This window comes from Sphingobacterium anhuiense, from assembly GCF_042686355.1.
Lineage (GTDB): Bacteria > Bacteroidota > Bacteroidia > Sphingobacteriales > Sphingobacteriaceae > Sphingobacterium > Sphingobacterium anhuiense.
In genome coordinates, this window is sequence record NZ_JBHUPE010000012.1 from 52,693 (window position 1) to 72,174 (window position 19,482).

At 34.8% G+C, this 19,482-nt stretch carries 20 protein-coding genes and 2 tRNA genes; 9 read left to right on the forward strand and 13 right to left on the reverse strand.

The window, feature by feature from the left end:
• Nucleotides 1-13 precede the first annotated feature (13 nt).
• The gene (locus tag ACFS6I_RS21120; RefSeq protein ID WP_168127104.1) at nt 14-718 is read right to left on the reverse strand and encodes a YjjG family noncanonical pyrimidine nucleotidase; all 705 of its coding nucleotides are present in this window, start codon (nt 716-718) and stop codon (nt 14-16) included.
• A gap of 133 nt (nt 719-851) precedes the next feature.
• Between ACFS6I_RS21120 and ACFS6I_RS21125 the strand changes: the two genes are divergently transcribed.
• The 6 genes from ACFS6I_RS21125 to ACFS6I_RS21150 all read left to right on the forward strand — a co-directional run bounded on the left by ACFS6I_RS21125 (nt 852) and on the right by ACFS6I_RS21150 (nt 5,947).
• Nucleotides 852-1,727, forward strand: coding sequence for a sensor histidine kinase (locus tag ACFS6I_RS21125; protein ID WP_132770986.1), 876 nt, complete (start codon nt 852-854; stop codon nt 1,725-1,727).
• Nucleotides 1,717-2,424 carry a response regulator transcription factor gene (locus tag ACFS6I_RS21130; protein WP_021189964.1) on the forward strand — a complete coding sequence of 236 codons (708 nt, stop codon included), beginning with the start codon at nt 1,717-1,719 and terminating at the stop codon, nt 2,422-2,424. The genes ACFS6I_RS21125 and ACFS6I_RS21130 overlap by 11 nt, the downstream gene beginning before the upstream one ends.
• Before the next feature lie 6 nt (nt 2,425-2,430).
• Complete coding sequence (locus tag ACFS6I_RS21135) at nt 2,431-2,949, forward strand: hypothetical protein (protein ID WP_380923560.1); 519 nt, start codon at nt 2,431-2,433, stop codon at nt 2,947-2,949.
• Nucleotides 2,949-3,986: a uroporphyrinogen decarboxylase gene (gene hemE / locus ACFS6I_RS21140; protein ID WP_132843008.1), complete on the forward strand. Its 1,038-nt coding sequence runs from the start codon at nt 2,949-2,951 to the stop codon at nt 3,984-3,986. Before ACFS6I_RS21135 ends, hemE begins: the two co-directional genes overlap by 1 nt.
• Before the next feature lie 121 nt (nt 3,987-4,107).
• The gene (locus ACFS6I_RS21145; RefSeq protein WP_380923562.1) at nt 4,108-4,653 is read left to right on the forward strand and encodes a CopD family protein; all 546 of its coding nucleotides are present in this window, start codon (nt 4,108-4,110) and stop codon (nt 4,651-4,653) included.
• A gap of 151 nt (nt 4,654-4,804) precedes the next feature.
• Complete coding sequence (locus ACFS6I_RS21150) at nt 4,805-5,947, forward strand: DEAD/DEAH box helicase (protein ID WP_208701756.1); 1,143 nt, start codon at nt 4,805-4,807, stop codon at nt 5,945-5,947.
• 38 nt (nt 5,948-5,985) lie between these two features.
• Here the strand turns inward: ACFS6I_RS21150 and ACFS6I_RS21155 are convergent, their stop codons facing one another.
• From ACFS6I_RS21155 to ACFS6I_RS21165, 3 genes are all read right to left on the reverse strand, one after another.
• The gene (locus tag ACFS6I_RS21155) at nt 5,986-6,438 is read right to left on the reverse strand and encodes a hypothetical protein (protein ID WP_380923564.1); all 453 of its coding nucleotides are present in this window, start codon (nt 6,436-6,438) and stop codon (nt 5,986-5,988) included.
• A 34-nt stretch (nt 6,439-6,472) separates the two neighbouring features.
• The gene (locus tag ACFS6I_RS21160) at nt 6,473-6,805 is read right to left on the reverse strand and encodes a low molecular weight protein tyrosine phosphatase family protein (protein ID WP_380923566.1); all 333 of its coding nucleotides are present in this window, start codon (nt 6,803-6,805) and stop codon (nt 6,473-6,475) included.
• 78 nt (nt 6,806-6,883) lie between these two features.
• Nucleotides 6,884-7,171 carry a putative quinol monooxygenase gene (locus ACFS6I_RS21165; RefSeq protein WP_380923568.1) on the reverse strand — a complete coding sequence of 96 codons (288 nt, stop codon included), beginning with the start codon at nt 7,169-7,171 and terminating at the stop codon, nt 6,884-6,886.
• Nucleotides 7,172-7,592: 421 nt separating this feature from the next.
• On the opposite strand from ACFS6I_RS21165, the gene ACFS6I_RS21170 reads away from it, so the two are divergent.
• Entirely contained in the window at nt 7,593-8,483 is an 891-nt protein-coding gene (locus tag ACFS6I_RS21170; RefSeq protein ID WP_132842998.1) for a sugar phosphate isomerase/epimerase family protein, read from the forward strand.
• Nucleotides 8,484-8,579: 96 nt separating this feature from the next.
• Here ACFS6I_RS21170 and ACFS6I_RS21175 read toward each other — a convergent pair whose 3' ends face one another.
• The 5 genes from ACFS6I_RS21175 to ACFS6I_RS21195 form a co-directional block, all read right to left on the reverse strand.
• Nucleotides 8,580-10,010, reverse strand: a complete 1,431-nt coding sequence (locus ACFS6I_RS21175; protein WP_380923570.1) for an NAD-dependent succinate-semialdehyde dehydrogenase — start codon at nt 10,008-10,010, stop codon at nt 8,580-8,582.
• 11 nt (nt 10,011-10,021) lie between these two features.
• Nucleotides 10,022-10,420, reverse strand: a complete 399-nt coding sequence (locus tag ACFS6I_RS21180) for a thiol-disulfide oxidoreductase DCC family protein (RefSeq protein WP_380923572.1) — start codon at nt 10,418-10,420, stop codon at nt 10,022-10,024.
• Nucleotides 10,421-10,476: 56 nt separating this feature from the next.
• Entirely contained in the window at nt 10,477-11,691 is a 1,215-nt protein-coding gene (locus ACFS6I_RS21185) for a bifunctional 3,4-dihydroxy-2-butanone-4-phosphate synthase/GTP cyclohydrolase II (RefSeq protein ID WP_380923574.1), read from the reverse strand.
• Between the two features lie 77 nt (nt 11,692-11,768).
• A complete protein-coding gene (locus tag ACFS6I_RS21190; RefSeq protein WP_031289548.1) occupies nt 11,769-13,244 on the reverse strand; it encodes an LptF/LptG family permease in 1,476 nt (491 codons plus the stop codon).
• A gap of 91 nt (nt 13,245-13,335) precedes the next feature.
• On the reverse strand, nt 13,336-13,713 hold the full coding sequence (locus ACFS6I_RS21195; protein WP_021192118.1) for an START-like domain-containing protein: 378 nt from the start codon (nt 13,711-13,713) through the stop codon (nt 13,336-13,338).
• 60 nt (nt 13,714-13,773) lie between these two features.
• Here ACFS6I_RS21195 and ACFS6I_RS21200 point away from each other — a divergent pair.
• Together ACFS6I_RS21200 and ACFS6I_RS21205 are read left to right on the forward strand one after the other, a co-directional pair.
• Nucleotides 13,774-13,847, forward strand: a tRNA-Met gene (locus ACFS6I_RS21200).
• Nucleotides 13,848-14,151: 304 nt separating this feature from the next.
• A tRNA-Met gene (locus ACFS6I_RS21205) sits at nt 14,152-14,225 on the forward strand.
• Between the two features lie 233 nt (nt 14,226-14,458).
• Here ACFS6I_RS21205 and ACFS6I_RS21210 read toward each other — a convergent pair.
• The 4 genes from ACFS6I_RS21210 to ACFS6I_RS21225 all read right to left on the reverse strand — a co-directional run bounded on the left by ACFS6I_RS21210 (nt 14,459) and on the right by ACFS6I_RS21225 (nt 19,477).
• A complete protein-coding gene (locus tag ACFS6I_RS21210) occupies nt 14,459-15,589 on the reverse strand; it encodes an alpha/beta fold hydrolase (RefSeq protein WP_380923577.1) in 1,131 nt (376 codons plus the stop codon).
• Nucleotides 15,590-15,673: 84 nt separating this feature from the next.
• Nucleotides 15,674-17,074 (reverse strand): aldehyde dehydrogenase family protein, encoded by a 1,401-nt coding sequence (locus tag ACFS6I_RS21215; protein WP_380923579.1) that lies wholly within the window; start codon nt 17,072-17,074, stop codon nt 15,674-15,676.
• Between the two features lie 40 nt (nt 17,075-17,114).
• Nucleotides 17,115-18,188 (reverse strand): SO2930 family diheme c-type cytochrome, encoded by a 1,074-nt coding sequence (locus tag ACFS6I_RS21220; RefSeq protein ID WP_380923581.1) that lies wholly within the window; start codon nt 18,186-18,188, stop codon nt 17,115-17,117.
• A 2-nt stretch (nt 18,189-18,190) separates the two neighbouring features.
• Nucleotides 18,191-19,477 carry a parallel beta-helix domain-containing protein gene (locus tag ACFS6I_RS21225; RefSeq protein WP_380923583.1) on the reverse strand — a complete coding sequence of 429 codons (1,287 nt, stop codon included), beginning with the start codon at nt 19,475-19,477 and terminating at the stop codon, nt 18,191-18,193.
• Between the last annotated feature and the right edge of the window lie 5 nt (nt 19,478-19,482).

The following is a 19,482-nucleotide window of genomic DNA, read 5'->3' on the forward strand; positions in this document are numbered from 1 at the left end:
TCCTTCCTTTATTTTATAGAATGGACTGTAATTCTTTTAAATTACTGATCATATGGATTACATCTTGTGGTCTTTCACCTTGATTAGGATTAAAGAATATGGCATCCATGCCTACATTCATTGCTCCTCGAACATCTGCATCAATATTATCACCGATCATGATGGAATTGTCAATTTTTGCGTCGGCTTTATCTAATGCGAAATTGAATATTCTGGGATCAGGTTTATTGACCCCAACCACTTCGGAAATAAAGATATTTTTAAAATATTTATTGAGATCACTTTTATCAAGCTTTACTTCGCAAGCTTCTTTGAATCCATTTGAAATCAAATGTAAGTTGTAATTTTTATACAGATATTGAAGCGTTTCATGTGCATGTGGAAATAAATTGGTTTTCTGTGGGCACATGCGTAAATATTCTATTTCAAAACTAGAGGGAAATAGGGAAGGATCTACACCAAGTTGTGTAAATGTATCTGCAAAGCGGGCACGGCGTAATTCTGTTTTATCAATTTTACCATGATGATACAGATTCCATACGCGATGATTATTGACCGTATAGGTTTGGATAAATTGGGCAGAGCTTTCTTGCTGAAATAGCTGATCAAATTTGTAATGATAATATAGTTCGTCCAATGTCTCTTCTGCATTTTTATCAAAATCCCAAATGGTATGATCTAAATCGAAGAATATATCTTTTTTTTCTTGTTGAAACATAGTACAAATATAGCGTAATATGGACTAATGTAAGAAATAGGGGCTGTTCGATTTTCCTCTTAGTGTCATAAAGTCCAACACATTTTTTTATACCTCTGTTTATCGTTATTTTTGTTCTGTTGCAATATATCGTATGAAAAAAGCACTTGTTTTATTTTATTTTCTTGTTTTTTATGCCACCTCCCAATTGATCTGGTGGGGTGTTATGCTTGCTCGGTTTCAACCACAAAGGAAATCGATGATTATCGGTGAAGGTATATTTTTTTTACTGATCTTTCTTTGGGGCGCTTTACGTTTAAAAAAGCTTTTTGTTCGTGAACAAAAATTACAACAACAGCAACAAAACTTTTTATTGGCCATAACTCATGAATTAAAATCTCCACTAGCTTCGGTCAAATTATATATTCAAACAATTTTGAAAAGGGATTTGGATAAGGAACAGCAACAAGTTTTTTTAAGGAATTCTTTGAAGGATATTGAGCGACTGGATGATTTGGTTGAAAATGTATTAATCACTACTAAGCTTGAAAGCCGCAATTATAATCTTCCGAAGGAAAAGTTTAATCTCACCGAATTAGTAGAACAAATTGTGGACCGCCTTCAAAAGAATGCTTGTAGAACGCAAGTGTTGAAACCTAATTTGGATTCGGATGTTATGATCTACGCTGATAAGTTTGCAATAAGTAATGTCGTGACTAATTTGATCGAGAATGCAATAAAATACTCTCCACCATGTGCAAATGTTGTGGTTAAATTAACAAATGAAGAGCATGGAATAATTTTTTCTGTTGCTGATCATGGAATTGGTATCAGTGATGTGGAGAAAAAACTTATCTTTAATAAATTTTATCGTGTGGGAAGTGAAGCGACACGTAAAACTAAAGGTACCGGTTTGGGGTTGTATATAGTGAAGACGGTCTTGCAAAAGCATAACGCGTCTATTAAGGTAAAAGATAACACTCCTTCGGGGAGTATTTTTGAAGTAACATTTGATAAAAATGCAAAGTAAACAACGCATACTGCTCGTAGAAGATGAAGAACACTTGTTAGAGGCTATCAAGTTAAATTTGGAGTTAGAAGGTTACCGTGTAACAACAGCTACAGACGGTAAAAAGGCTTTGAAAATATTCAAGGAAGAACGTTTTAATTTGATCATTCTGGATGTCATGATTCCTGAGATTGATGGATTCCAGGTTGCCGAGACTATTCGACTACAAAATACGGAAGTTCCTATTATGTTTTTAACTGCTAAAAACAGTAGTGAAGATCGTATCACTGGTCTTAAAAAAGGTGCAGATGATTATTTAATCAAACCTTTCAATTTGGAAGAACTTATCCTTAGGGTAGGTAATTTGGTGCGAAGAAGTTTAAAACCTGATGATCTGAAAGAATTAAACTCCTATCAAATTGGTGATAAAACAATTTATTTTAATTCATATGAATTGCATCATGCAGATGGTACTATTACTTCTTTAACAAAGAAAGAAACCATGTTGTTGAAGCTATTGATTGAACGCCGAAATGAAGCTGTTTCTCGCGAACAAATATTGGAAACAGTATGGAATTATGATGTTTATCCTTCAACTCGTACGATTGATAATTTCATCTTGACTTTCCGTAAATATTTTGAACCTGATCAAAAACACCCAATTTATTTCCATTCTATTCGTGGTGTTGGATATAAATTCACGGATAATAATGCATAACGTTTTATGATGACATTTAAGGCTCGTGTAGCTGTTATTATCATTGCATTATTGTTAATTGGATATGGCATCTATGCTGGACATTATCAAACTTCGATCCTGATTGCAGGTGGTGTTTGTTATCTGGTGTGGAGTCATTTGCGCGAGAGCTCAGTAGCTATGGCTAGTGATTCATTTCATAAGCAGGACTATGCTAAGGCAAAAGTTTTACTGGCTGAAGTGAAAAATCCTGATCGCTTGAGGAAAGGACGTCGTAATATTTATGAATATATGATGGGTACGATTTCACTTCATGAGGATCGCATTGATGAAGCTGAATACCATTTCCAATTAGCATCAAGATTACCGTGGAAAAAAGATAATGAAAAAGGGATGGTCTTAATCAATTTATCGAATATCAGTTTAAGAAAAGAAGAGTATGAACGTGCTCAAGCTTATATTGATGTGGCGAAGAAATTGAATTTAACAGAACGTCAAGCCAGTATAATTGGCAAAATACAAAACGAAATTTCAAAACATATATAGTGATTACTACTTTACAAAACGATTTATTGATTAGAGCTGCACTTTCGCAGCAAACAGAACGCCCGCCTGTATGGATGATGCGTCAAGCTGGAAGATTTATGCCTGAGTACTGGGCAATAAAAAATAAATATTCCTTTTTGGAAATGTGCAAAACTCCGGAGATTGCTGCAGATGTTACCATGTTGCCAGTTGACTTACTAGGTATAGATGCCGCAATTTTGTTTTCTGACATTTTGGTTACAGCAGAAGCAATGGGTGGAGATTTAAGTTTTGAACAAGGAGTAGGTCCGCGTTTCGCTAATCCAGTGCGTTCTTTTGCTGATGCAGATAAATTAGCTACTGATTGTCTGCCTAAATTGGAATATGTAGCTGATGCTATTAAAGTAATTCAACAGCGTTTGAATGGTAGTATTCCTTTAATTGGTTTTGCAGGTGCACCATTTACAATTTTAAGTTATTTAGTTGAAGGAGCTTCTTCAAAAGATTTTAAGTTGACCAAATTGATGTTGAATAATGAACCAAAATTGGCTCATACTATTCTTCAAAAGATAGCTGATGTAACCGTCGAGTATTTAAACATGCAAATTGCTGCTGGTGTTAATGCTGTTCAGTTATTTGATAGCTGGGCTTTAGCTTTATCTTGGAATGATTACAAAGAGTTTGCTCATTATTATAATAATCAAATCATCTCTCGTTTGAATCGAAAAGATGTTCCAGTAATTTCTTTCTGTAAAGGATCTTCTGTGTTTGCCCCAATAATGGCAGAAGCAAAACCGGATGTGATATCTGTCGATTGGAATGCAGATTTAAAAAATATCAAACAATCGTTACCTGCGGGAATTGCTGTTCAAGGTAATTTGGATCCATTTGTATTGTATGCTGATAAAAAAGTAATCAAAGATAAGATCCTTCAATTATTTGAACGTATGCGTGGTGAAAATGGATTTATTTTCAACTTAGGACATGGTATTATGCCTGATATCCCTTTTGACAATGTGAAATACGCAATTGAAGTTGTTAAAGAATTTAAATATTAACAAGTATCAGTTTAATAAACAAAACAAGGAACAAATATTTGTTCCTTGTTTTGTTTGTAGTAAATAAGTTCTTCTCAATAACTCAATATTCAATTATCTTTGTATTCATACTTTTAGGATTATGATTTATCTTTACGCTAAAGCGATACATATCATATTTGTCATTTGTTGGATGGCGGGATTATTTTATATGCCCCGACTATTCATCTATCATACAGAGGCAAAAGATCAATCTAAAGAGGCATATACCGTTTTACATAAGCAGTTTTCAATCATGGAGAACCGATTGTGGTGGGTAATAACTACTCCTGCCATGTACATTACAGTTTTTTCGGCTTTAGTAATGCTGTATGTTAATCCATCATTATTACAAATGGGGTGGATGCATGTCAAGTTGCTATTTGTGGTAGCTATGATTGCTTACCATTTTATCAGTCAACGGATGATGTTTAATCTTAGAGATGAAAAATCAACGCTTAGTTCCTCAAAACTTAGAATGTGGAATGAAGTATCTACTGTACTGTTATTTTCCATTGTCTTTACCGTTGTTTTAAAATCTGCATTGAACTGGATCTATGGCGTTGTCGGTCTGCTATCACTGGCGATTTTATTAATGATATTAATCAAAGCTTATAAAAAATATAGAACTTCAAGAGAAGGCAAATAATGGTTTTTTAATTTCTAAAAAATCGGGATCATTCCAAACTAATTATTACTATTAAATTCGGTTATCTAGACTAGCAGATGTTGATCTGATCTTTGCGGGATAACTATTGACAATAAATAATAGTGTACATTTGCAGTAAATAAAACATTTTATGTCATTTGAGTCTTTAGGTTTATCACACAATATTATTAGTTCTGTCAAGCAATTAGGTTATCTGAAACCTTTTCCTATTCAAGAACAAGCTATTCCAGTTATCTTATCGGGTAAAGATCTGATGGGTATTGCGCAAACAGGCTCTGGGAAAACTGCATGTTTTGTGATGCCTATATTAGAGAAGTTACAAATTGATGTTGTTAAAAGAGATCGAAATATTGAAGTACTTGTACTTGTTCCTACCCGAGAATTAGCCATTCAGATTGATGAAGTTTTTAGAGCCTTTACTGGTAATCTAAAGCGAGAGATAAAAACTATGGCGGTATATGGTGGTGTATCTATTAATCCACAAATGAAAGGTATGCTTGGGGTAGAAGTTTTAACAGCAACTCCAGGCCGCTTATTGGACTTAATTAAGAACAAGGCGCTGAGCATTAGTCATATTCAACATTTGGTTATTGATGAGGCTGATAAGTTATTTCAAATGGGTTTTGAAGATGAGCTCAGAGAACTTTTGGCTTTAATGCCTAAGAAGAAACAAATTACCTTGTTTTCTGCGACATTAAATGATAAAATAACTGAAATAAATAATCTTCTTTCAATCAAGCCTGTTGTTGTAGAGATTGAAAGTGAAGAAGCCAATATTGATCAGATCGAACAGATCGCTTACCATGTAACTGCGGAGACTAAAGGTCCATTTTTGCGTTATCTTATCAAAGAGCAAAAGATGAACCAAGTACTTGTATTTGTATCTTCTACACGTACGGCAGATAAATTGGTGGAGAAATTATTGAAAAATAAAATTAGAGCAATTTCTATCCACGGTCAGAAATCGCAAAGTAATAGAAAGGATCATCTCGATTATTTTAAAAAAGGAGATGCACAGGTTTTGGTAGCTACAGATCTGATCGGCCGTGGTATTCATATCGATTCTCTACCAGTCGTTATTAATTTTGAATTACCTCGTTCTCCGTTAGATTATGTTCATCGTATAGGAAGAACTGGTCGTGCAAATAATTTAGGAACTGCTATTACCTTATTAACAGATGAGGAGTTGCATCATTTTTCTGTTATTCAGAGGAAAATGGGCAAAAAGGTCGATATTAAACCAACAGATGAAGTAAATCTGCACGGTTATTAATTTAATTTATTAGCCCGCTTTTTTAGCGGGCTATTTGTTTAATGTGCAATTTCTGTGAAGACAAACTTGACACTATCATAGTTGATTGCAACATCTGGAGAGTAACTGGGAATATCCAGGAATCTTACTATCGCTCCATTTCCTAATCGTAGCGTTTTTCCATCCTGCAGTAGTGCAAATGGTGTTCTTTTTTTTACTCCTCCACTATGTGGCATATAAAAATAGTCTCCAATTAATGTGTCTCCCTTTATAGTTCCTCTAATTTCTCCGGAGTCTTTACCGCTATTACCATATTGGATCGTATAGTGCCCGTAAAAATGGTTTTCATTTTTAGTAAGCTGAAGGTATGCTGTATCTCTTTTTGAAACTGCCCGATAATGTTTAGCAGGAAAATTGACCGCACTAGGCTGGCAACTTAAAGTGAATAATATTGTTATTAGGTAACAATATGTTTTTGTGGAGTGAAAAATGCTCGGAAAAAAGGCTAGCATAGATTAAATCTGTTTTTTTGATAATCAAGGTTACTTATGCTTTATCGGAAATATAACATGAAACGGAATCTTGTATTTCTTCAATGAGTTCTTTATCCATGTACTTATATTCATCAGGTATTTCTAGTATTACGATTTCTATATTACTACATTCATTTGGGAATTGCTGCATGAGTTTCTCTTTGTGATGATTTTCCATTACAAATACGATATCTGCCCAGTTTAGATGTTTGGCATTCACTTTAATTCTTGCATTATTTTCTGTGCCAGCAGATTTAACATGAACAGTTTTATGTTTTTTATAAATTGTTTCTGCTGTTAAGCTCCTCCAGCGGTTGCGGCTGCAAATAAATAATATGTTTAGCATGATTATAGGTGAATTTTATGGAAAGGGGAAGATGATAGATTATAGATCAGCATGCTATTGATAATATTTTTTTCTTATTTAAATCAAAACTGTCTTAATCAGTTTTGGTTCTTCTTGTAAAAATACGCCATATTTTGGTCCAAAGTCTTTGATATAGGGTTGGGCATTATGGGCATCAAGACCTGCTTGATCTTTCCAAATTTCATAAAATGTGAATACATTCGGGTCTTCTATGCCTTGATGTAAATTATACAGTTCGGCAGCTGGTTCAAGTCGTGTTAAACGAACCATTTCCTGCAGTGTCTTTTTTACTTGGTCGCGATATGCTTCTTTTGTTCTTAGTACAACAGTAAGGTAAATTTTCATTTATAATTATTAATGGATTAGATTTTATTATGCTTGTTTTATTGTATCCAACTGGATTTAGGGATATAACATTTTTCTAAAGTATGATTTTTCAATGAAATTTCATTCATCAATGTTTTCAATACGATCAATAAGCTCTTAAAATTGGTCTTTATGAAGTCATTACTTTATTGTATCTGAGGAATTGATGTATTAAGGTTTATTTCTACCTATAGATGAGATTAGTAATCGTGCGATATTATTTATAATGATTGTACCTGAATTGTTATCTAAATTTTAAATGTTGTTGTTGTATTTTTTTGAAATAATGTATAATATTACATTTAATCTTCCGATAGTCTTTAATACTATTTACAATGAATAAACATTATTTAATAAAGTTCTACAATGTTTTTAAGGAAGGTTTTTAGAAAAATAAATTATGAAGAAATTAAAATTTTTAGTAGCTGTCCTTTTGATGGCAGGATCTAGCCTTACTGGATTCGACAGTGTTGCTCAAACATTGAAAAAGAAAGATATTGGCTTGCAATTGTATTCTGTTCGAAGTTTGATTAAAAATGATGCAGATTACTTTCCTGTATTGAAAAAATTGTCGGCGATGGGATATACGGCAGTTGAAGCCGCAGGATTTAGCGACGGGAAATTTTATAATAACTCTCCACAGGATTTTAAGAGTAAAGTTGAGAAGGCTGGAATGAAAGTTGTCTCATCCCATGCCACTAGAAATCTTTCTAATGAAGAATTAGCTTCTGGAGATTTTTCAAAAGCACTGGAATGGTGGAGTAAAGCGATAGAGGCACATAAGGCGGCTGGTATGCAATATATTGTTACTCCATGGATGGAAGTTCCAAAAACAATTAAAGATCTAGACACGCAATGTAAATATCTAAATGAGGTTGGTAAATTGTGCCGTCAAAATGGTCTTAAGTATGGCTATCACAATCATGCTCATGAGTTTCAGAAAGTGGAAGATAAAGTTATCATGTTGGACTATATGATTGAACATACAAATCCGCAAGATGTATTTTTTGAAATGGATGTGTATTGGACAGTGATTGGTAGATCTAGCCCTGTAGATTATTTTAATAAATATCCAGGAAGATTTACTGCTCTTCATATCAAAGATCGCCGTGAAATTGGTCAAAGTGGTATGGTTGGATTTGATGCAATCTTTAAGAATGCTAAAACTGCAGGAGTGAAGCATATATTTGTTGAACTTGAAGAGGTTTCTGTTGATCTGGAAAAAGGCTTGAAAGAAAGTATCGATTATCTTTTAGCGGCACCATATGTGCAAGCTAGCTACGCTAAATAGTATATCAGGTCTACTGAATTATAAAAAAGAAAAGCACGGGTCATTTTGACTCGTGCTTTTCTTTTTTAATTTATTCGCCTGGTAATGTATTTCTTATTATTCAGCGATGCAAAGATATTTTATTTCCATGTATTCATCCAATCCATGTTTGGATCCTTCTCTACCGACTCCTGATTCTTTAACTCCTCCAAATGGCGCCGCGGCATTTGAAATTAATCCGGTATTAATACCGACCATTCCTGCTTCTAATTGTTCGGCAACACGAAAACAGCGGCTGATGTTTTGACTGTAGAAGTATGAGGCTAGACCAAATGGTGTGTCATTGGCTAATTGAATAACGGACTCTTCTGTGGTGAATTTAAATAGGGCGCATATGGGGCCAAAGGTTTCTTCCTGTGCTATAAGTGCATCATGAGACAAATCTGTAAGTACAGTAGGTTCAAAGAAAAGACCTGTTAAGGGGTTGCCTCCTGTTGTTATTTTTGCGCCATGTTTTAGGGCATCTGAAATGTGCTGTTTTACCTTTTCTAAACCTTTTTCATTAATTAGTGGGCCGACTTGTACGTTGTTCTCCAGTCCATTACCTACTTTCAATTCCTTCACTGCCGCTGTAAGTTTTTCAGCAAAAGCATGATATACTGTTTCCTGAATATAGAATCTATTAATGGATACACAGGTCTGACCTGAATTACGAAACTTACCTGCAATTGCGCCTTTTACTGCGGCATCTATATCTGCATCATCAAAAACAATGAATGGCGCATTGCCCCCTAATTCCATAGATACTTTTTTGATATTAGAGGCGGCTTGAATTGTTAATGTTTTTCCTACTTCAGTTGAACCTGTAAATGAGAGTTTTCGTATGGTTGTGTTGGTCGCTAGCTCTTTGCCAAAACCAGAACTGTCTTTACTTGTTACAACATTAAATACACCTTTAGGAATACCTGCTTCTTCGGCTAATTTTGCCAATGCAATTGCTGAGAATGGGGTTTGTGAAGCGGGCTTTAAAATAATAGTACATCCTGCCGCTAGCGCCGGTGCTACTTTACGTGTTACCATCGCTAAAGGAAAATTCCAGGGTGTAATGGCAGCTACAACACCTATGCCTTGCTTTATGGTCATCATTCGATTTCCATTTTGAGCAATTGGTATTGTTTCTCCATAAGCACGTTTTCCTTCTTCGGCAAACCATTCGACAAAAGAATTACCATAGTCAACTTCAGTTAAGGATTCCTTTAGCGGTTTTCCACTTTCTAGCGTTATAATTTCAGCTAGATCGACTTTATTTTTTAGGATTAATTCGTACCATTTTCTAACAAGGTTGCAACGGTCCACTGCAGCTGTTTTACGCCAGGTCACCCAAGCTTTTTCTGCTGCGGTAATTGCTTTTTTACATGAAGCGACTTCTAAATCTGGAACGGTGTCTATAATATTTCCTGTGGCAGGATTGATAACATCGAATGTCTTTGTGTGGGAAATGAATTTTCCATTTATATATGCTTGATTAAGCAATAAGGGATTTTTCATAGCTTTTATATTTATGAGATGAATTTTTTGCGGTTGTGTTCTGTTGGTATTTCGCATTGATCTATTTTACCAAACCAGCGATACCTATTTTTCGCGATATAATCATAACAACTGTCTCGCCAGGAAGTTGGTATCAACCTGAAAATAGCAAGAATTTTAAAGGGATATCCTAAATCCATTGCAATATATAATGCCGCAGTACTTTTTACTAAAACCTTTTGATTTCTAACGTATACAATGGAGTCCGTATTTGACGGCAGACCGCTGATAAAATCCTGTGCAATTTTCGACTGCAGGGAAGCAAATCTAAACTGATCTTTTTTGTCTTTCTTGATGATAAAATTGACTGTCTTGTTGCAGAAATTGCAGACCCCGTCAAATAAAATAAGCTGTTTAATTTCTGCTTTCATCAATTGAAATTATAAATAAAAAGGGAGAACTTCCGAACTCCCTTTTACAAGTATGATTAAAGATTCTTCATAATGGTATGTCCCATTCGATCTCTTTTAGTTTTTAAATATTGCTCGTTATAAGGATTTGATTTGATTTCTATAGCAACATTATCCACAATTTCTAATCCATAACCTACTAATCCAGCTCTTTTTGCAGGATTGTTAGACATTAAACGCATTTTTGTTACTCCTAGATTGCGTAAGATTTGTGCTCCGATTCCATAATCGCGTAAATCGGCTTTGAAACCTAATTGTGTATTGGCATCAACAGTATCAACTCCTTTTTCTTGCAGTTTATAGGCTTGTAATTTATTAACAAGGCCTATTCCACGACCTTCTTGATTCATATACACAATAACCCCTTTACCTTCTTTTTGGATCATTTCCATTGCTTTGTGTAACTGTGGACCACAGTCACAACGGCATGAGCCAAAGATGTCACCTGTAAGACAAGAGCTATGTACGCGTACTAGAATTGGTTCATCTTCTGTCCATTCCCCTTTATAAAGCGCGAGATGATGTTCTCCTGTATCTTTTTGGGTGTAAGCTTTCAATTTGAAATCACCAAATGCTGTTGGCATATCCACTTGAACTTCTTCGACGATAAGTGAATCATGTTTAAGACGATATTCAATTAGGTCTTCAATACTTACAATTTTTAAATCAAAGCGCTTTGCTACTTCCATTAATTCCGGAAGTCTAGCCATTTCACCATCTTCTTTTAAAATTTCGACCAATACACCTGCAGGTTCGAAACCAGCAAGGCGAGCTAGATCTACAGTAGCTTCTGTGTGTCCTGTACGACGTAAAACACCACCATCTTTTGCAATTAGTGGAAAAATATGTCCTGGACGGCCAAGCTCAACAGGGTCAATATTAGGATCAATAAGTGCTTTGATCGTTTTTGAACGATCTGATGCCGAAATTCCTGTTGTACAACCGTAACCTTGTAAGTCAACTGAAACAGTGAAGTTAGTCTCATAAACAGCGGTATTTTTACCTACCATTAATTCTAAATTCAATTCATCACAACGCTCTTTTGTTAAAGGTGCGCAGACTAACCCTCTTCCGTGAGTTGCCATGAAGTTGATCACTTCCGGTGTTGCATTTCTGGCTGCAGTAACAAAATCACCTTCATTTTCGCGGTCTTCATCATCCACTACGATGATCACTTTGCCAGCTTTTATATCTTCGATTGCTTCTTCAATCGTGTTTAATTTGAAATCCATTGATATCTTAAATGTATTTATACAAAGGTAGTGTAGTATTCTCTTTTAATTATAATGTGCAAGTCAAAATGAGCTTATTATTGCAATTTTGCCTTCTTTTTACCAATCTTACTTTTAATCCAATTCAATCCAGCTTCAGCTTTTATTTTGTACTGATCAATATCAAATAAGGCCGAGTCAGTGGTTGATTTATACGTTAAAAATCCAGCTAATGGCGATAATATGATAATGGCCATCCACATCCCTAAAATAGGTGAAATTGCACCATCCTTTGCTGATTTCTCTGCTACGGTAGAAATAATGTGGTAAATAAGAAAGAATATAATAGCCATGATAACAGGTAGACCAAGCCCACCTTTACGAATAATCGCTCCTAAAGGCGCACCAATAGCAAATAATAAAAGACATGAGACAGCTAATGTAAATTTCCGATGAAACTCAATACGGTACCGGATGTCTTTGCCATTTAAATCTTTGTAATCAGGCAATTTGTTACTCAAATCGTCTTTCATGTAGTTTAACTGACTCAACGCATTTCCTGTAATTTGTGCACGCTGTTCGGGAAGAACAAGATCTTCTAATAAATTATTAAACGGTTTTACCGAAGCAGGTTTTATCTTTTTGCCCCCTTCTTGGGTATTAAAATATGGAGAATATAGATTAAAACGATTATCTACAGTAAGCGAGAGAGAGTGCTTAAGACTGTCTAATTTCATTTTATTAGAATCGGTATACACTTTTAACTGTTTTAAGTTTAACATGGCGTGATGGCTCTTAAACAAATTTTCATCTGTTCGCTGCATCTTATTCCATTCCATATCAAATTTTTGCTCAGTTTCTTTAAATTTAAATCTCGTGAACTGCTGACGGGGATCGTAGCTTTTAGAACTTTTTACGCGTGCATCTTCATAGCGAATACCGTCTTTAAGTTTTAAGATCATATAGCTATTATCAGGAGAATTATAAATAAATCCTTCTTTAGCGATTAAAACCGTATTGCCAGCATTTCCACCTTGATTATCGTAAATCATCAAATCGTACAGGATTGTACCATTTTCATTTTTACCTTTTGCTCGTATTGAATAACCTGGAATAGTATTATTGAAGATACCAGGTTTTATTAAAAAATCAGCTTTTTTATTACGGACATCATATAATAATGACCCCATCTTTAAATTTACGATAGGTAAAATGTAATCCGAAAAGAGAAATGAGCTTAAACTGAAAAAACCTACTAAAATGAATAAAGGAGTCATGGCTCTTCTGAGTGAAACTCCTGCTGCTTTGATGGCGACTAGTTCGTAACTCTCTCCAAGATTACCAAAAGTCATAATGGATGACAATAGCATAGAAAGCGGCATAGCCATAGAGATCTGAACCGCACATTGATAGCCGATTAGTTTCAGTATGACATACCATTCAAAACCTTTACCTATTAAATCATCTATGTATTTAAATAAGAAAAGCATTAAAAGCACAAACATCACGATACAAAAAGTGACGAAAAATGGCTTTATAAAGGATTTAAGAATAAGTAAATAAATCTTTTTCATCCGATCATATGTTCCTTTCTAAAGCTATGTTTTTTTTGAAGCTTTAGAGATCTATTTAATAGACCTTATTAAGATGCAAAGATATACTTTTTTATCCTCCAATTACACTTTGGAGATACTCAATTGAATTATTCCAGATCATTTTGCGATTTTCTACATCTTCTTCTTTTGCAAAATCAGTAATGCGGAGTGCTACATCATTTGTTAATTCGTCCTGATCAATTTCTAGTTCAAAGTAATAAGGCTCGTCCTCAAGCCATTTATAGCGGATTAGTTTGTTTTCTTTAACATTTACAATTTTGGCTTTTTGACCTTCATCATCCCAAATAAATTCATAAATAGATTCGCGGTAATTTACATCATCGGCAAACCATTGTGATAAGGCATTTGGCTCCTGTAAATAGGGGAATAAAATCCTAGGTGAAGAATTTACTATATATTCTAAGTTCAATTTTATTTTTTCAGCCATATTATATGAATATTTATTTTTTATTTACTTAAAAAAATCTATATTTGCATTCCCAAAAACGGCGGGGTAGCTCAGATGGTTAGAGCGCAGGATTCATAACCCTGAGGTCGGCAGTTCGATTCTGCTCCCCGCTACAAAACTCTAACATACTTTCTAACTGTGCATTGGTTATACTTATATATATTATTGTAATAATACATATTTATTTTGTCTTTGCAATTATTTTACAAAAAACTTTTCGATTTTAAAAATTAAAAATATTGCATGCATAAGCTGCTGATATTTTATGTTCTCACTTTTGTTTTTTTTATGATTACTATTTGTTTCATTATAAAGTAATTGCGTTTTTTTTGTACGCTAAGGCGCTAAAACAGTGAAAAAAAATAAAAAAAAGCTTTTTATTTGAAGGGTTATTGCTATATTTGCATACCGAAAAACGGCGGGGTAGCTCAGATGGTTAGAGCGCAGGATTCATAACCCTGAGGTCGGCAGTTCGATCCTGCTCCCCGCTACTTAAAGGAGACACTATATATTAGTTGTCTCCTTTTTTTATGCCATAAACTTAGCGATATGATGTCTACTTCATTATTGTTACTGAAAAAATGCTATCATTTCAAAACAGTTTAAATTGGGAATGACTTGAGGTGCAATATAGCAGGAAGTATCATTTGTACAATGATCTTGCGAGCATTAATAGTATATTTCCGGATCCTATTCTAGTTTCATGCTCTTTACCACTTTTAGTTCAGTCTTTAGTTAATTTTACTTGATCTAGAAATTTAATAATAACTTTTAGAAATTTTTCAGGATATGCGAAATGAATGTTGTGATCCACATTTTCAAAAGCAATATGTTTGATGAAATTGGAATGCATTTCAGCAAGCATTTTGTTTTCTGCATAAACAGGCATAGGATCGTGAACTGAAATGGCATCTAGTATAAGTACCGGAATATTTACGTGTTTAAATATTTCAAATGGAGCTACTTTAATTATGGACGATGCATAGTTACTGACATTAGGGTTGCCAAATATTGCTTCTGACATCTGTAGACTGTCTCGCATATGATAGTATTCTTGTTGTCCGCGATAGGTGATCCATTTTTGATCTAGCGGTTTCAAAAAACTTAAGATTTCAAATTGATCTGATTTATTACTGTCGTCATAAAGGCTTTTGTAAGCATCAAAGTGGTTATCATAAAAGCCGAAATACTTTTCTTCTATTTCAGCGGGGAGATTGACTTCTTGTAATTTTCGTTCTAATTCTCTTTGATTCAACTTGAAGTAGCTGGTATTAAAGGATACTGATCCGCCATCTTCCAGTATTAAACCTGCGACATATGTAGGAAACAGTTTATAAAAATTTGTCGCTAGGTAGCCTCCACGGGAAAATCCTCCTATAACAGCACGTTGAATTTCTAAAGTGTCCATTAATGATTTGATGTCAATACAGAGATCATCGAATGAAGCATCAAATGGTGGCAGAGGAGTTTTTCCTGCATTATATTGATCTATTGAAATGATACGGTAACCAATTTTGACAAGGTGTAATGCAAAAGGAGCAAATTCGTAAGCATTACTTAGACTGCCATGGAGCCATATTAGTACCTTAGTTTTATTTTGATTGTCGCCCCATTGGAGATAGGATAAATTTACATTTTTAGTTTCGGTAGTCCTGCGATGTTTTTGCTCATAAGTACTGAACTGTTTTGTAGCAGATTCATAATGACGTTTAAGTTGATTTTTATCTATTTCTTGAGCAAGCGAGGCTGTGCATGATAAGCAACCGATAAGTAAAATGAAATGGGAAAGTACATGAATTGATTTATGGTACTTTGTGGGTACCCTTGTAATTTTTGATTTTAAGAAGTTTAACATACAGGAATCAAAGCTAATTTTGACTGTTAAAGATAGTGTATAATCAGCTCGTAAAAAAATAAGTGCAAGTTCTTATCCTTATACTTACATAAATTTTCGAAGTAATTTCATTACCCATTCTTTTTTTGTATAAGGAGGATAGATAAGTTGCGACATGTTGAATGCTGATTGAAAAGCTACTGACCTTTCATGTGAAAATGTTTTAAAGCCAAAAATACCATGACAGCTTCCTATTCCGCTACCATTTACTCCTCCAAAAGGAAGATTTGGGTTAGATACATGGATGACAACATCATTTATACACGCGCCACCAGAACTCGTGCTTTTTAACAAGCGTTTTACGGTAAGTTTATTTTTACTGAAAATGTATAGGGCCAAAGGTTTACTCTTGCTATTGATGATATTTAATGGCATCTCTAAATTGTCATAGGGAATAATGGGGAGTATTGGACCAAAGATTTCTTCCTGCATAATTTTGCTGTCTAGCGGTACATGAGATAGGAGGGTAGGATAAATGGTCAGTTCGGGCCACAGTACTTCTCCTCCCCAAGCTATGGAAGCCCCGTTGTCTACAGCATCAGTGATCAATCCCATTAATCTTTCGGCATGTTGTCGATTGATGATCTTACTATATTGTGCCCTATCCAGTTGCTGTTGGTCATTAAAAAACTGACGGGTAACAGCTTCTTTGTACTGCTGTATAAACTCTTCAAGTTTGGATCTTTGTATAAATACGTGATCAGGTGCTATACAGGTCTGACCTGCATTGATGAGCTTGCCCCAAGCAATTTTTGAAGCAGCATCTTTTATATCGGCAGTTTCGTCAATGATGACTGGTGATTTTCCTCCTAATTCGAGTGTAACGGAACTTAGATTTTTGGAAGCAGCCTGCATAACAGCTTTACCTACCGTAGTACTTCCTGTAAAGAATATGTGATCAAAAGGAAGCTGGAGTAGGAATTCTGAAATAGCACGATCTCCTTCGAAGCAAGCTATGTCCTCTGCTTGAAAAGTATTTTTAATTAATTGCGTGATGACATTACTCGTTGCAGAGCTGATTTCTGAAGGTTTTAATATGATGCAGTTTCCAGCTGCAATCGCAGATATTAATGGACTCATAATCAGTTGAAATGGATAGTTCCAAGGTGCAATGATTAGACATACGCCCCTTGGTTGCTGATATATGCGATTTGTTGCCAATATACTTGTCAATGTCCTGCGGACCCTTTTTGGCTTCATCCATTGTTTTAAATTCTTGATAGCAAAATCAATTTCACTGAGTGCGAAAAATACTTCTGTAAGGGCGGACTCAAATTTACTTTTTCTTAAATCAGTTTGTAATGCATCGTAGATCTGTTCTTCAAATTCTTCAATTGCAGTTCTTAATTGACGTAATTTTACTATACGTTGTTTTGCTGTACTCCATTGGAGTACAGCTTTATTTTTTTGCTGAAGTTCAAAAACGGTTTGGATATGATCTGTCATTAGTCAAGTATATTTGTAAGCTATGCTTCTAAAGTTATTTTTATTGTGGCAATTGCTGTATCCATTCTCGGATCAATGCAACACCTTCTTTATGAATGATGGTACGCGCGAGTTCTGGCATTGCTGTTCCAGGTTCTACACTATTCATGCGATGTAGTAGAATAGACTGGGTTGGATTTCCCGGAATGATATCAAAATCTAATCCTCCGGCTCCTCCACCAGCTGAAACGGGTGCTTTTTTTATGCCTAAATGATTTGGATTATTTTCTTCATAATCCAAAAATAAACCAGTATTAAATGCATCGCCACCTTTCGTATGGCAATGTGCACAATTAATATCTAAATATGCACGTGCCCGCTTCTCTAAACTGTAATGTTTACTATCTGTCCATACCGGTAACTGTGCTACTTTTGAAATTTCGGGCAAGCCAACGAGTATACCCTCTAAAGTCCATTTTGTTAGCTGGTTGTTCATTTGATCTTTAGGTATAAAGTTCAGATTTCTTGCTTTTGGACCGATTGGTGTTAATGTACCGTTGTTAGTATGACACCTTTTGCAATCATTTGTATTTGGAACCATATAATTAGTGACATGTTTATTCCCATTTTCATCAAGTAAAGTAATCGGTACTTTAGCTCCTGTAATATGTCTAATCGCATCGGTCTGTTCTTTATTCCAAAGGTAATTCATGACTATCCATTTTTTATTTTTGGGATCCTTCACTAATAACCGGGTTTCAATCATGATCTTTTGGTGCGCTTCATTAGTATAAGCAAAATTTTTGATAATAATGCTCGAATCTGGAAATTCTAAGGAACCACTAGCCCTATAGTTGATCTGCTTTGCGTGCGGAAGCACAATAAATCGATCTTTTATAGCATAATCTGTAAATAAGGGTGTACTTAAATCATATCTGGTAACGCCTTTTACTGGTTCTAAATTTTTAAGGTTTCCTTTAAAAAATCCGTAATCTGAAAGTTTTTCCTTAAATGTAAACCCTTCAGTACTATTATCGGATTTTGCTTTATTAGTGTTATTACATCCTTGATGCATGAGCAAAATTAAGAATGTGCTGAGCAAGATGCTTATGGTTAAAAGGTAAGACTTTTGCATGATCATTTACATTGAAATGGTGCACTATCCGTATTTGGTTTCCAGTTTTCCGGCTTTGCAACATTTTGGAAGTCAGCGTTTACAAATAGATTTTCTTCAGGTTGATTGATACAGATCGAATCTGGGTTTAATGCTGTTCCTTTTGTTAATACATTACTACTGAAACCGTCATATACGATTAATGGAATTCTTTTAAATTTGCGATTAGGGTCCAATTTATTTAGTTGTTCTTGAGTTGCAACTAATACTTGTCCAATTCGATGTTCGAATGCGGGTTTTGGAAATTCTGGTCCCATTTCAAGTTTATTGCTGTGTATTTTAATGTTTTTGGAAATAGGAGAATAGTTGGCATTAATTTTTTCTGCAGCTTTGTCATCTGTTGCAAAGCCTGATGCAATTGTAATTGCTGCGGTATTGTTTCCAGTAATTTTATTGTCGTAGATTTCAATATCTGAAGCTGCCAGGATGATAATACCACTTCCGGGCGAAGCATTTCCTACTCCCCAAGAGGTACCAAAACTTCCGCTTTTAGCAAAATTTCTAAAATTGTTGTCATAAATGTTGTTGTTATAAACTTTTACTTTACCACCCCTTTTCGATAAGTCTGGCAAATCAAAAATTAGAAATCCTGCTGTATTGTTATAAAATTCATTATTATATACTTCTGCATTTGACGTATTTTCAATTTCACATCCGGCTACATTTTTGGCTGCTTTACAATTGCGAACAATTGCTCCGTCTGTTTGGCCTACATAGATTCCTGCATCTGAAGAACCTTCTGTATAGCAATTTTCAACAAGGACATTTTTGCAGAGCACAGGATAAATCGCATAGCCTCCACTTGTCGAATCTGCCTGACTCCATAGTGCATGTAAATTTGCAACTTTCACATCACTACTATTGCTGATTTTTAACAAATCACCTTTAGAGTCACGAATGGTCATGTTCTCGATGGTAAATCCTTTGACATCGGTAATTCGGATACCTTCTCCGCCTTGCGTTTGACTGGAAAAATTGAGGACCGTTTTATCATGGCCTTCTCCATGAATTAAAATATGTTTGACCTGTACGATACTTAAATTGTCAAATTTGTAATTACCTGCCTGAAGTAAAATACTTGTACTGTCTTTTATTGATAAGAATGCCTCTTCAATCTTTGCTTCTTCGCCAGGTTTAAAAGTCAAGATATTAGCATAGTTGTCCTGCTGTTCTTTTGTTCCTTTACAGGAGCTTATCATTCCTACTATCATCAATAGTAAGGTAAGCTTTAGATAAAATGGTTGTTTCATAATGG